This is a genomic window from Marinobacter sp. LQ44, assembly GCF_001447155.2.
GTDB lineage: Bacteria > Pseudomonadota > Gammaproteobacteria > Pseudomonadales > Oleiphilaceae > Marinobacter.
The window spans coordinates 140,194-154,175 of record NZ_CP014754.1 but is presented as its reverse complement, the minus strand read 5'-3'; the positions used below and the strand labels follow the sequence as shown (position 1 = coordinate 154,175).

At 57.5% G+C, this 13,982-nt stretch carries 11 protein-coding genes; all 11 read right to left on the bottom strand.

Translation table 11 applies throughout. From position 1 onward, the window contains the following. Positions 1 to 92: 92 nt before the first annotated feature. Positions 93 to 1,391, bottom strand: a complete 1,299-nt coding sequence (gene folC, locus ASQ50_RS00675; RefSeq protein WP_058089716.1) for a bifunctional tetrahydrofolate synthase/dihydrofolate synthase — start codon at positions 1,389 to 1,391, stop codon at positions 93 to 95. After that, positions 1,372 to 2,301 (bottom strand): acetyl-CoA carboxylase, carboxyltransferase subunit beta, encoded by a 930-nt coding sequence (accD, locus tag ASQ50_RS00670; protein WP_058089715.1) that lies wholly within the window; start codon positions 2,299 to 2,301, stop codon positions 1,372 to 1,374. The genes folC and accD overlap by 20 nt, the downstream gene beginning before the upstream one ends. Before the next feature lie 38 nt (positions 2,302 to 2,339). Further along, a complete protein-coding gene (gene trpA, locus ASQ50_RS00665) occupies positions 2,340 to 3,152 on the bottom strand; it encodes a tryptophan synthase subunit alpha (RefSeq protein WP_058089714.1) in 813 nt (270 codons plus the stop codon). Positions 3,153 to 3,169: 17 nt separating this feature from the next. After that, positions 3,170 to 4,378, bottom strand: a complete 1,209-nt coding sequence (trpB, locus tag ASQ50_RS00660; protein ID WP_197463805.1) for a tryptophan synthase subunit beta — start codon at positions 4,376 to 4,378, stop codon at positions 3,170 to 3,172. Further along, on the bottom strand, positions 4,371 to 5,000 hold the full coding sequence (locus tag ASQ50_RS00655) for a phosphoribosylanthranilate isomerase (RefSeq protein WP_058089712.1): 630 nt from the start codon (positions 4,998 to 5,000) through the stop codon (positions 4,371 to 4,373). The genes trpB and ASQ50_RS00655 overlap by 8 nt, the downstream gene beginning before the upstream one ends. After that, complete coding sequence (truA, locus tag ASQ50_RS00650; protein WP_058089711.1) at positions 4,997 to 5,905, bottom strand: tRNA pseudouridine(38-40) synthase TruA; 909 nt, start codon at positions 5,903 to 5,905, stop codon at positions 4,997 to 4,999. The genes ASQ50_RS00655 and truA overlap by 4 nt, the downstream gene beginning before the upstream one ends. An 88-nt stretch (positions 5,906 to 5,993) precedes the next feature. Continuing rightward, on the bottom strand, positions 5,994 to 9,062 hold the full coding sequence (locus tag ASQ50_RS00645) for a FimV/HubP family polar landmark protein (protein ID WP_058089710.1): 3,069 nt from the start codon (positions 9,060 to 9,062) through the stop codon (positions 5,994 to 5,996). A gap of 313 nt (positions 9,063 to 9,375) precedes the next feature. Beyond that, positions 9,376 to 10,491, bottom strand: coding sequence for an aspartate-semialdehyde dehydrogenase (gene asd, locus ASQ50_RS00640; protein ID WP_058089709.1), 1,116 nt, complete (start codon positions 10,489 to 10,491; stop codon positions 9,376 to 9,378). Positions 10,492 to 10,617: 126 nt separating this feature from the next. Beyond that, positions 10,618 to 11,691: a 3-isopropylmalate dehydrogenase gene (gene leuB, locus ASQ50_RS00635; protein WP_058089708.1), complete on the bottom strand. Its 1,074-nt coding sequence runs from the start codon at positions 11,689 to 11,691 to the stop codon at positions 10,618 to 10,620. Between the two features lie 17 nt (positions 11,692 to 11,708). Continuing rightward, the gene (leuD, locus tag ASQ50_RS00630; RefSeq protein WP_058089707.1) at positions 11,709 to 12,356 is read right to left on the bottom strand and encodes a 3-isopropylmalate dehydratase small subunit; all 648 of its coding nucleotides are present in this window, start codon (positions 12,354 to 12,356) and stop codon (positions 11,709 to 11,711) included. 17 nt (positions 12,357 to 12,373) lie between these two features. Further along, the gene (gene leuC / locus ASQ50_RS00625) at positions 12,374 to 13,792 is read right to left on the bottom strand and encodes a 3-isopropylmalate dehydratase large subunit (RefSeq protein WP_058089706.1); all 1,419 of its coding nucleotides are present in this window, start codon (positions 13,790 to 13,792) and stop codon (positions 12,374 to 12,376) included. Between the last annotated feature and the right edge of the window lie 190 nt (positions 13,793 to 13,982).

Below are 13,982 nucleotides of genomic sequence, written 5' to 3'. Positions count from 1 at the left end.
GAGAAAGGGCTCCCTTAACCTAACAGTTTGGTACTGATACTAACCGCCGAGTGCCGTTAACACAAAGCTCCGGCGCCTGCCATGGACAAATTTTAAGAGACTTCGCCGGCAAGTCGGGCCCGGGCCTCCGCAACGGTGTAGAACGAACCGAATACCACAATGGTGTCGTTCTCGCCGGCCTCCGCCAGTGCCGAAGAGATGGCATCAGCCACAGACTCAGACGCCGTGCAACCGGCAATTCCGCAAGCCCGCGCCCGCTCCACCAGAGTCTGCACCTTCAGCCCGCGCGGCACATCGAGACCGGCGAACCACCAGCGTTCGACAACTGGCGCCACGGCCCGCATTACCCCCTCCACGTCTTTATCCGCCAGAGCGGCATAAACACCGAACACCTTGCCCTGCCCTGACCACTGCAACCCAAGCCGCTGAGCCAACCAGCGTGCGGCATGGGGATTGTGACCAACATCCACGATCACATCCGGCCTTGTTCTCAACCGCTCAAAACGCCCCGGCACCGTTACAGACCTGGCGGTATCCGCTAACAGGCTGACAGTCATGGTTGGCGCCAACACCCGCGCCAACACCACCGCTGCCGCAACACTTTCGACAGGTAGCGGGCCGGCCGGCAGGGTTATACTGAGCCCCTCGATCGTCAGCTCAACGGAATCGCCAACCGGCCTGAGCCGGTAATCACGCCCGGTCACCTTAAGATTGACCTTCTGCGCGGCGGCCTGCTGAAGCACAGAAGCGGGAGGCTCTGGATCTGCACAGACCGCAGTAATCCCGGGCCGCAGAACACCGGCCTTTTCGAAGCCGATCACTTCCCGGTTATCGCCCAGAAATCCGATATGGTCGATATCAATAGAGGTGATCACCGCGAAGTCAGCGTCCAGCACATTAACGGCATCCAGGCGTCCACCAAGGCCGACCTCCAGAATCCAGTCTTCGACACCCGCGTCGGCGAGCGCCACGAAGGCTGCCAGGGTTCCGAATTCAAAGTAGGTCAGGGAAACCTTACCCCGTGCCGCCTCCACTTGTTCGAAGGCGGATATCAACGCCGCATCGCTGATATCCTGACCGTTAATCCGAACCCGCTCGTTATAACGCTGAAGGTGGGGCGAAGTATAAGCTCCGGTGGTTCGCCCCGCGGCCCGCAAAAGCGACTCCAGGGCCGTCACGGTCGTGCCTTTGCCGTTGGTGCCCGCTACAGTGATGATTCGCGCTGCTGGCTTTCGCGGAAACAGGCGGCGCAAAACCACCAGAACCCGATCCAGACCAAGGTCAATTTCGGTGGGATGAATGGCTTCCAGATACTGAAGCCACTTTTCAACAGACGCACCGGCCCCGGGAGGGACCGTTACGGGCCTTGCGTCAGTGCTGGGAGTGTTCATCTGTGTCAGGTTTTTCCGTGATCTCGAACTCGATGGGATCTTCCGTGCCTGGCTTTTCCTGGCCGGTGAACTTGGCAAGAACGTGGGCTACCCGCTCGCGCATCTGGTGCCGGTGCAGAATCATATCGATAGCACCGTGTTCCAGCAGGAATTCACTGCGCTGGAAACCTTCCGGCAGTTTCTCGCGGACGGTCTGCTCGATCACCCGGGGGCCCGCAAAACCGATCAGCGCATAAGGCTCGGCTATATTGAGGTCGCCCAGCATCGCGAGGCTGGCAGACACACCGCCGAACACCGGATCGGTCATGATCGAAATGTAGGGAATGCCTTCCTGCTTGAGCTTCTCCAGCACTGCAGCGGTCTTTGCCATCTGCATCAACGACAGAATGGCCTCCTGCATACGGGCGCCACCGCTGGCAGAAAAGCAGACCAGGGGAATACGGTGCTCAAGGGAAACATTGGCCGCCTGTACGAATTTCTCACCAACCACCTGGCCCATGGAACCGCCCAGGAAGTTGAACTCGAAAGCACAAGCCACCAGGGGAACGCCCATCGTTGAACCCTTCATAGCGACCAGGGCGTCTTTTTCGCCGGTTGCTTTCTGGGCTGCGGAAAGCCGGTCCTTGTAGCGCTTGCTGTCCTTGAACTTGAGCCGATCAGAAGGCTCCAGTTCTGCGGCTATTTCTTCGCGGCCGTCCTTGTCGAGGAAGATGTCCAGCCGGCGCCGGGCAGACACACGCAGGTGGTGGTTACACTTCGGGCAAACGTCCAGGTTTTTCTCGAGTTCAGGCTTGTATAAAAACGCCCCGCACTTGGGGCACTTCTTCCACAGCCCTTCCGGCACCCCGGTACGTTGCCGCGATTCCGAGCGAATCTTGCTCGGCATGATCTTATCCAGCCAGTTACTCATGCTTTCATCCTGTCCTTTGATGCCTGGAAGCCGGCCCCTCAGGATGCCAGACTATCCAGGGCTTCACGCATCGGGTGCAACAGATCCGTCAGCGCCTTGGCCAGGGCTTCGGGATCTGTCTGGTGTCGGGCTATTGTATCGACCAGCACGCTTCCGACAATTACACCATCGGATACTTTGCCAACGGCAGCCGCTGTCTCCGCATCCCGGATTCCGAATCCGACACCGACCGGCAGCGCCGTCAGTTCGTGCACATGGGCCACTTTTTTCGCCACTTCATCAACATTGATGGTTGCCGACCCAGTCACGCCCTTGATTGAAACATAGTACACATAACCGGATGAGTGTTCGCTGATTGCCTTGATGCGCTCATCCGTGGTAGTGGGCGCCAGCAGGAAGATTGGGTCCATGTTACGGGCGGAAAACAATGGAGCGACGTCTTCGGCCTCTTCCGGCGGCAGGTCAACGGTGAGGATACCGTCTACACCCGCATCGGCCGCAGCATCCGCAAACGCCTCGTAACCCATGGCTTCCATCGGGTTCAGATACCCCATCAGTACCACCGGTGTGGTGGTGTTGGCCTTCCGGAATTCCTTGACCATTCCGATGACCTGGCGCAGGGACGTGCCATGCACAAGGGCTCGCTCACAGGCAAGCTGGATAACAGGCCCGTCCGCCATGGGATCGGAAAACGGCACGCCCAACTCAATGATGTCTGAGCCAGCATCCACCAGGGTGTGCATCAGGCTGACCGTCTGCCCCGGCTCTGGGTCACCGGCGGTGATGTACGGGATCAGCGCCTTTCGACCCTGCTCTTTCAATGATTTCAGTACGCCTTCAATTCGGCTCATGCCTGCTCCTGATACCTTCAGATCTCAATGCCATCCAACTGGGCAATGGTGTGAATATCCTTGTCGCCACGACCGGAGACATTGATCACGATCATCTTGTCCTTGTCCATGGTTGCTGCCAGCTTAAGCGCGTAGGCAACCGCATGGGCGGTTTCCAGCGCCGGCATAATACCTTCAACACGGGTCAGCTTACGGAAACCGTCCAGCGCTTCGTCATCGGTGACCGAGACATAATTGGCGCGACCGATGTCTTTCAACCAGGAGTGCTCTGGGCCTACTCCCGGATAATCCAGGCCAGCGCTGACCGAATGGGTTGCTGCGATCTGGCCGTTTTCGTCTTCCATCAGGTACGTTCGGTTTCCGTGAAGAACCCCCGGGCGCCCGGCACACAAAGGTGCGGCATGCTGACCGGTTTCGATACCCAGGCCGCCTGCTTCAACACCGTAAAGCTCAACATTCTCATCAGACAGGAACGGATAGAACATGCCGATGGCATTGGAGCCGCCACCGACACAGGCTACCAGCGCATCCGGCAGTTTACCGGCCTGCTCAAGGGCCTGGCGACGGGTTTCCCGACCAATCACCGACTGGAAATCGCGAACCAGCAGCGGATAGGGATGCGGGCCAGCCACGGTACCGATGATATAGAAGGTTTCATCAACATTGGCCACCCAGTCACGCATGGCGTCGTTCATGGCATCTTTCAGGGTTTTGGTGCCGCTCTGGACCGCATGCACGGTGGCCCCGAGTAGCTTCATCCGGTAGACGTTGAGGGACTGGCGTTTGACGTCTTCCGCCCCCATGAACACATGGCACTCAAGCCCAAGCCGCGCGCACACCGTTGCGGTTGCCACACCATGCTGTCCGGCCCCGGTTTCAGCAATAATTCGTTTCTTGCCCAGGAAACTGGCCAGAAGCGCCTGGCCAATGGTGTTGTTCACCTTATGAGCACCGGTATGGTTGAGGTCTTCACGCTTCAGCCAGATCTGGGCACCACCGGTTTCCCGCGTCAGTCGCTCGGCAAAATACAACGGGCTGGGACGCCCCACATAGTCCGCCAGGTCTTTATCGAAAGTGGCCTGGAATTCGGCATCATCTTTCAGCCGGAGATACTCTTTCTCCAGCGTCATCAACGAGTCCATCAGGGTTTCGGAAACAAACCGGCCACCGAAGGCACCGAAGTGACCTTTCGCATCCGGAAGCGCCTTCAACATCTCTTCAGTCAGTTTTACAGACACGGTGAACCTCTTTCATAAAATCGGATAGTTTGGTGGCGTCTTTCTTGCCCTTGCTCTGCTCCACCCCTCCGCTTACGTCGACAGCCCAGGGCCTGACTTCTTCAATGGCGCGGGCTACGTTAGCAGAAGACAACCCACCGGCCAATATCAGGGGTAACGGCCGGTGTTCAGGAATCAATGCCCAGTTGAAGGACTGCCCGGTTCCCCCATAACGATTCGGATCCCAGGCATCGACCAGAAGGCCGGAGGCCTTGCGATAGTCATCAAAGGCCTTCTCTATCTGACCCTCTTCGCGAACCCTGACCGCTTTGATCCAGCGGCGTCCGAAGCTGTCACAGAAGTCCGGGGATTCATCGCCGTGGAACTGCAACAGATCAAGCGGGACCTGATCCAGCACACTCTCGACAAACCGGGCTTCCGGATTCACAAACAAACCGGTCAGCGTGACGAAGGCAGGTATTCGATCCGCCAGCGCCCTGGCGTGCTCAACCGTAACCGAGCGTGGGCTCGGCTCATAGAAAACCAGACCGATGGCGTCTGCGCCGCACCTTACCGCGACGTCAATATCTTCCGGCCGGGTCAAGCCGCAAACTTTCACACGGGTGGTCATGTTTCTGACACCGGTTGTTTGGGGTGAATGTGCGTTGGCTCAATGGGTCCGTTCTCACCGTCGGTGAACCAGGGACTTACGAAACCGGGGCCGCACAGAGCCCTCGGTATTCCGTACTGATCCGGGTAGCCAACATCCACAAGATAGAGTCCGTCCGGTGGTGCGGTCACACCCGCCAACTTGCGATCTTTGCTGGCCAACACCTCACCAACCCATGGTTCAGGCTGTTTGCCTGCCCCCACGGCCATCAAGGCGCCAGCAATGTTGCGCACCATATGGTGCAGAAAAGCGTTGGCCTGAACATCTATTACGACATAGTCGCCCTTTCGGGTTACCGAAATCCGCTCCAGATAGCGAACCGGCGTTCTGGACTGACAACCGGCTGCCCGGAACGAACTGAAGTCGTGTTCACCGACAAGCACCTGAGCCGCCCTGTGCATACTGGCAACGTCAAGCGGCCGAAAGGTCCAGCTCACCTGCCCCCGCTGAATCCCGGGCCTTACTGGACGATTCAGAATAACATACCGGTAGCGCCGATAAACCGCCGAGAACCGTGCATGAAAATCTGCCACACCATTGCCCGCCCAGTGCACGGAAATATCATCCGGCAAGGCGGTATTCATACCCATGACCCAGGAGCGGAGATTCCTCACCGAGGGAGTATCAAAATGAGCCACCTGAAAGCTGGCATGAACGCGGGCATCCGTACGCCCCGCGCACACCAGGTCAACCGGGTGATCAGCAACTCTGGACACGGCCCTGGCCAGCTCGCTCTCCACTGACCGGACACCGCTTTTCTGGAGTTGCCAGCCATGAAACCCGCGACCATCGTATTCAAACGCAATGGCTACCCGACCGTTTCCGATCGCATTATCTGTGGTCAAAGGCTGAGAATTGAGAAACAAGGATTGGTCCGTCGAAAAGAGTTCACTGAAAAACAAAGCGCCGGCCTTATGGCCGGCGCTGTTACCGATATCACGAGATTATAACGGATCAGGAAAGATTTTTAAGGAGCTCCTGCGCTTCCGCCTTCTGCTCGTCGTTTCCTTCCAGAGCGACCTCTTCCAGGATATCACGGGCTCCGTCGCTGTCCCCCATCTCGATGTAGGCCCGGGCCAGATCGAGTTTGGTGGCCGCTTCGTCAGTCCCGGCAAGGAAATCGAAATCATCGTCCTCGCCCAATGACTCCTCATCGATATCAAGCGCGGAACTCTGCTCCTGCTTGCCATCCAGCGATTCGGACGCCAGCGGAACCAGATCGTCATCCATGGCATCAGCCTCCTGCTCAGTGGCCTCAGGCTCACCTTCCTGAGCCTGCTCACTTGTTGGTTCTGAGTCAGCCGGCTCTTCGCTGCTGAACGCGTCTTCCAGACCAAGCTCTTCATCCAGGGATGCCGCTCCCTGTTCCGGACCTGCGGGCTGCTCGTCAGACTCAGAGAACTCTTCCATCAGGGCGAGATCCTCGTCAGACACATCAAGTTCCAGGTCGTCCAGCGTAGACTCGTCAAGGTCCAGCCCTTCCGGCTCGCCTTCTTCCTCAGCAACCTTGTCCAGTTCGGCATCAAGCTCGTCCAGGAAGGACTCATCCAGGGCATCCACGTCGCCCGACAATTCATCCTCAACGGTTTCCGCATCTCCAACCTGTTCTGCTTTATCAGACTCCTCTTCCAGTCCGAAATCCAGAGTATCCTCTTCCGCTGTCTCAACCGCCGGCTCTTCGGTGGCTTCGTCTTCAAGTGCGGACTCGAAATCGAAACTCAGATCTTCTTCGTCGGCTTTGGCCTCGCCCGAGTCTTCAAGATCCATTTCGAGAGAAGAGAAATCCTGCTCGTCGGAAGTGTCGACGGCGGATTCGTCTTTTTCAGATACCTCAAGACCGGAAAGGTCGTATTCAATCAGATCGTCGGGAGAATCACCCTCCTTCTCGACGTCCGATTCCAGCTCTCCGAACTCGTTCTCCTGCTCAGGCTCGGGACTGGCCTCAAACTCGTCTGCTTTCAGGTCATCAGACAGCTGCCAATCATCATCAGACGGTAACTCGTCTTCCTGACCAGGCTCTTCCTCTGTCGCCACCGAAGTACTGAAGGAATCAGACCGCAGTTGCGACTCAAGGTCGTCGATGCTTGGCATAGACTCGGCTTCTTCAAGACGCTCGCGAAGAACGGTTGCCTGCTCAATAGCGGCTTCGTCTTCCAGGGCCTCAATTTCCCCGTACTGTTTCTCGAACGAATCACGATCCTGGCTGTCCGCGTATACCCCAAGCAGCTTCAACCGGAGATCAGTGCGGCTCGGCTCCCGGGAAATGGCGGTTTCAAGCACCTGTGCTGCCTGATCATGACGACCATAGGCAATGTAGGTGTCGGCTTCGGCCAGGGCGTCAGCGCCTTCCTGCTGATCAACAGCTTCGTCTTCCAGGCTCAGATCAAACGAATCGCTTTCGCTACCGTCCTCGCTGTTGAGCTGGTCGTAGAATGCCTTTTCACGATTGGCGTTCCGGCGTGCAACCAGCAGAAGCAACAGCAAGAGCAGAACCAGGCCGCCACCCAGGGCAATCTGGTACATCGGATTGTTTGAAATGGCGTCAATCACATTACCGGGGAAACCCTTCTCCACGGCGGGAGGGGCAACCGGCGCTGGCTGGCGAGGCTGTTCGCGGGGCTGCTCCGCTGCCGGAGCGGCGGCCACGTCTGCCTCATCGGCTTCCTGCTCTGCCGCTTCGTCGGCTGGTTGCGCGGATTCGGTAGTAGCGACGTCCTCACCGGCGCCATCAACGCCACTGTCATCTGTCAGCTCATCCATTGCGGCCTGCTCGCCACCCTCAGCTCCGGGCATCTCTTCGAGCGCATCCGAATCGTCCTCGGCGACCTCGTCAGCGCCGTCAACTGCCGCCAGTTCTTCGGCCTCGTCGTCCGGGAGTTGATCCGCCGCCGCTGCCTCTTCAGCCGTCATACCCTGCAAATCTGCAAGCTGGCTGTTCTTGAGCTCTAACAGACGCTGCAGGGTGGAAACCTGATCCTGAAGATCAGCCAGGCGACTGTTCAATTCTTCGTTTTCGCGACGCGTGGCTTCCAGCTCTTCCATCGCTACCGCTGAGCCCACGTCGCTGCCGCCCGGCAAATCGCCATCACCGCCAGCGGAGCCACCCTCGGTAACATCGCGAGATTCGCCATCCGCTACCAGCAAGCGCAATTCGTCACCGGCTGCGCCCGCCTGGGTATGCGCCGGAGCGGATTCAGCCTCTGCGGTACGGGTGGCATCGACGGTACGAGACTGGAACGCCTCGTTTTGCTGTGCAACAACGCGGTTAGCTTCTGCCTGGCTCCGGCTGCGGATCTGCTCCATGGTTGGAACTCTTAGCACCTCACCACGCTTCAACCGATTGATGTTGCCGCCCATAAAGGCATTGGGGTTCTGGTCCTGAAGGGCCAGCATAACCTGCTGCATAGACACAGAGCTGTCCGGGCGAACACGCTGGGCGATAGTCCAGAGCGTGTCTGATGGACCGGTCGGGCCGAACGTGTCGGCCTGATAGCCCCGGGCAAGCGAACTCTCGGCCTGGGCCTGGCGACGCACAGACTCCTGGCTACGGGGCGCTGCCTGCCTTGGACTTGCTGGCGCCGCCGAAGGCGCACTCACCTGCTCCTGAACACCGGAATTTTCGGCATACACTGGTGGATCTACCAGTACCGAATATTCTCGCATCAGTCGGCCATTAGGCCAGGTCAGCTCCAACAGAAAATTCAGGTAAGGTTCCCGGAGCGGCTCCCGGGAAGAGACGTTAACAACGAGACTGCCGTCGGAAGCGGTAACCACCTCAAACCTCAGCCTGCTCAGAAACTGGTGGCGATCAATGCCAATCCGCTGATAAGCGGCTTCCGGCGCAACATTTACAAATACATCACCGGGATCCACCCCACGACTTTCACGGAGTGATATTTCCGCATCCAGGGGCTCATTCAGCCAGGACTGCAGTTCAATTTCCCCCAGCCCCAACGCCTGAGCGATACCGGAACCGAGCCCTCCCGCCAGCGCCATGGCAACCGCAAGCTTGCGTACCTTCATGCTTTTTCCTTTCCAGTCTCCGTTATTCTTTACTGCTGTATCTCAACAGAATCGGACGAGGTTGGATGACTTCCGTCTTTTTAGTTCTCGTTGTTATATCGCAATTATACCGTTCAGTTTGGCAAGTATTGTTGATAAAGCCTCTTTTATCAATCAATCAGCCGCAATCCTTGCACCGTTTTTTTACCAATCGGGCGGAACTCCTTAACAGCCCTGAAAATAACAGGGGCGGACGCTGAAATCAGCCTCCGCCCCACTCCGGCATACGAAAAACCGGACACAGTTGGCATTAATTACCACTGTGTAACACTATTTAACGTTCCTGCAGAATCCGCAGCATGCGGCGCAGAGGCTCAGCGGCCCCCCACAGCAACTGGTCACCCACGGTAAACGCAGAAATGTATTCCGGCCCCATGGACAATTTGCGAATCCGCCCGATGGGGATACTCAGGGTGCCGGTCACTTTCGCCGGCGTGAGTTCCTGCATGGTGGCATCGCGATCATTCGGGATGACTTTCACCCAGTCGTTGGCCTTGGCAAGAATACCCTCGATTTCCGCGACCGACAGGTCTTTCTTGAGCTTGATAGTCAGCGCCTGGCTGTGAGAGCGCATAGCGCCAATACGAACACAAATGCCGTCGATAGGAATCGGATTGTCGCTGCGGCCAAGAATCTTGTTGGTCTCAACGCCCGCCTTCCACTCTTCCTTGCTCATGCCGTTATCGAGCTGCTTGTCGATAAACGCAATCAGGCTGCCCGCCAGGGGCACACCGAAGTGCTCGGTGGGGAAATCACCGGATCGCATGGTATCGGTTACCTTGCGGTCGATTTCCAGGATCGCCGACGAGGGGTCAGCAAGCTCCGACTTGACGCTGTCGTTCAACGCACCCATCTGGCTCAGCAGTTCCCGCATGTTCTGGGCGCCGGAACCGGAAGCCGCCTGATAGGTCATCGGAGAGACCCACTCAATAAGATCCTGCTCCAGCAGACCACCCAGGGCCAACATCATCAGGCTCACGGTGCAGTTACCGCCAATATAATCTTTTACACCCTTATTCAGGGCGGCATCGATCACGTTGCGATTAACCGGATCCAGCACAATGACGGAGTGATCCACCATCCGCAGGGACGATGCCGCGTCAATCCAGTAGCCGTTCCAATCTGCATCGCGCAGCTTCTGGTACACCGCTGAGGTGTAATCACCGCCCTGACAGGTCAGGATTACGTCCATGCCTTTCAGGATGTCGATATCAAAGGCATCCTGGAGTGGCGGAACGCCTTCTTTGCCTACGTCCGGGGCCGGCTTGCCCGCCTGGGAAGTGGTAAAAAACACCGGATCGATGTCGGCAAAATCGTTTTCTTCACGCATGCGCTGCATGAGGACTGAGCCTACCATGCCACGCCAACCTACAAGTCCAACTCGCTTCATGTGCGACCTTTGAACCTCACATTATGCCCGCCCGCTACCGTTATCGCTGGCAGGGACAGGATGGATGATCCCGCAGTGGCAGCATCGCGCCACTGTCGGGTCTCGGTTTAGCGAATCAGGGCTGACTCAAAGCGCATTGAGAACAGCTTCACCCATTTCCCGGGTTGAAACCTTCTTACCACCGTCTGACATGATGTCTGCGGTGCGCAGCCCCTGATCCAGTACCTTGCTGACCGCCGCTTCAATCGCTTCTGCGGCTTTTTCCTCATTCAGGCTGTAACGCAGCATCATGGCTGCACTGATGATGGTGGCCAACGGGTTGGCAATGCCCTGCCCGGCAATATCCGGCGCCGAACCGTGGCAAGGCTCATACATGCCCTGCTTTTCAGAGTTCAGCGACGCCGACGGCAACATGCCGATGGAGCCGGTGAGCATAGCCGCTTCGTCAGAAAGAATATCACCAAACATGTTGCCAGTCACAATCACATCGAATTGCTTGGGAGCCCGAACCAGCTGCATGGCGGCGTTGTCCACGTACATATGGGACAACTCGACATCCGGGTATTCACGCTTCAGGTCTTCCATGATCTCGCGCCACAGCACGGTCACTTCCAGTACGTTTGCCTTGTCGACAGAGCACAGCTTCTTGCCGCGTTGCTGGGCCGCTTCAAAGGCGACGCGGCCGATTCGGCGAATCTCAGACTCAGTGTACTGATAGGTGTTGTAGCCCTGGCGCTCACCATTCTCCAGCTCTCGCACACCGCGGGGCTGCCCAAAATAGATACCGCCGGTCAGCTCGCGCACGATCAGGATATCCAGGCCAGAAACCACTTCCGGCTTCAGGGAAGACGCAGACGCCAGTTGCGGGTACAGAATGGCTGGGCGCAGGTTGGCAAACAGCTGCAGGTTCGAACGCAGACCCAGCAGCCCCTTCTCCGGGCGCTTGGCCGTCGGCAGGCTGTCCCACTGGGGGCCACCGACAGCACCCAGCAGAATGGCGTCGGCATTGCGCGCTTTTTCCAGGGTTTCGTCCGGCAACGGTGAGTCCGTGGCATCGATAGCCGCACCACCCACCAGGGCCTTGTCAAAGGTCAGGCCAAGATTGAACTGGTCATTAACCTTGCTCAGAACCTTCTCCGCTTCAGCGACGATTTCCGGACCAATGCCGTCACCCGGCAGAAGCAACACATTACGGGACATATCAGAATCCTTGTTTATCAGTTTCCAGCGTTAAACAACCAGGGGGCAGTCTGGCGGCGAGCATCTTCGTAGGCGCGAATGGCATCGGCGTCTTCAAGGGTCACACCGATATCATCGAGCCCATTGAGCAGACAGTGACGACGAAAATTATCGACATCAAAACTGTAAGACTCACCAGAGGGGGTCGTTACTGTCTGAGCTTCCAGGTCCACCGTTAATTCATAACCTTCGTTAGCCTCGGTCTCCTGAAACAGCTTATCAACTATTTCTTCATCCAGAACAATGGGTAACAGGCCATTCTTAAAGCAGTTATTGTAGAAAATATCGGCAAAGCTCGGGGCAATAATCACCCGGAAGCCGAAATCATCCAGCGCCCACGGGGCATGCTCCCGACTGGAACCGCAACCGAAGTTCCTGCGAGCCAACAGCACACTGGCGCTTTTGTATCGATCCTGGTTCAGAACGAAATCCGGGTTCACGGGGCGATTGGAACAGTCCTGATCCGGCTTGCCTTCATCCAGATACCGCAGCTCATCAAACAGGTTCGGGCCAAAGCCCGTGCGCTTGATCGACTTCAGAAACTGCTTGGGAATGATCATGTCCGTATCCACATTGGACCGGTCCATGGGGGCAACAATACCCTGGTGTTGCGTAAATGCGCGCATGGTCTCTCTCCTGTGGATCAGTTCAGCAACTCACGGACATCAACAAAATGGCCAGACACGGCTGCTGCCGCCGCCATCGCCGGGCTCACCAGGTGGGTACGCCCACCAAAGCCCTGACGGCCCTCAAAGTTCCGATTGGACGTGGACGCACAATGCTCGCCCTGCCCCAATTTGTCGGCGTTCATGGCCAGACACATGGAACAACCGGGATCACGCCATTCCAGGCCCGCCTCAATGAAGATCTTATCCAGACCTTCCTGCTCTGCCTGGGCTTTCACCAGACCAGAACCCGGCACCACCATCGCCTGCTTCAGACTGGCGGCCACCTTACGGCCTTTCACTACGGCCGCAGCTTCGCGCAAGTCTTCAATGCGGCTGTTGGTACAGGAACCGATAAACACCCGGTCCAGCTGGATGTCGGTAATCTTCTGGTTCGGCTGCAGCCCCATGTATTTAAGCGCACGAACAATGCCTTCACGCTTGATCGGGTCTTCTTCCTTCGCCGGGTCCGGCACGCTGCCATCAACACCGGTCACCATCTCCGGAGACGTACCCCAGCTTACTTGCGGCTTGATAGCGGAACCGTCCAGCTCAACTACCTTATCGAATACCGCATCGTCATCGCTGTGCAGGGTACGCCAGTACTCAACCGCCTTGTCCCAGGTTTCGCCTTTTGGCGAGAACGGCCGGCCTTTCACGTAGTCAATAGTGATGTCATCCACCGCCACCATCCCCACACGGGCACCGCCTTCGATGGCCATGTTGCAGATGGTCATCCGGCCTTCCATGCTCAAACCACGGATCGCCTCACCACCGAACTCGATGGCGTAACCGGTACCACCGGCGGTGCCGATCTTGCCGATGATCGCCAGAACCACATCCTTGCCGGTCACACCCGCGCCAAGCTTGCCGTTCACCTTCACCAGCATGTTCTTCATCTTCTTCTGAACCAGGCACTGCGTCGCCAGCACGTGCTCAACTTCAGACGTACCGATACCATGAGCCAGGCAACCAAAGGCGCCGTGGGTAGAGGTGTGGGAATCACCACAGACAATGCTCATACCCGGCAAGGTTGCACCCTGCTCCGGCCCAATCACGTGCACGATGCCCTGGCGCTGGTCTTTGATCTTGAATTCCAGAATCCCGAACTCGTCGCAGTTCTTGTCCAGAGTCTCCACCTGGGTGCGGGAAACCGGATCAACGATGCCGTCGATGCCTTTGTCACGATCGGTGGTCGGCACGTTATGATCCGGCGTCGCGATGTTGGCATCAATCCGCCACGGCTTGCGGTTGGCCAGGCGCAGACCTTCAAACGCCTGCGGCGACGTCACTTCGTGCAGCAACTGCCGGTCGATGTAGATCAACGCGGAGCCGTCGTCCCGCTGTTTGACCAAATGGTCGTCCCACAACTTGTCGTATAAAGTCTTGCCCGCCATGGTTGCTCTCTCACTCTCTGGGGGTTTCTGTTTATGCTCTCAGTTCGCCTATCTTACTCTTTGCGCCCGAATAACCTCAATTCATGTTTTTCATTCTTTGCATTCCCGAAAGGCATACTATTAAGATTACGCATGGACGGTTCTTGGCTCGAACGAATTCCCCAAGTTTGGTGTCAGGCGCAACTGGGCG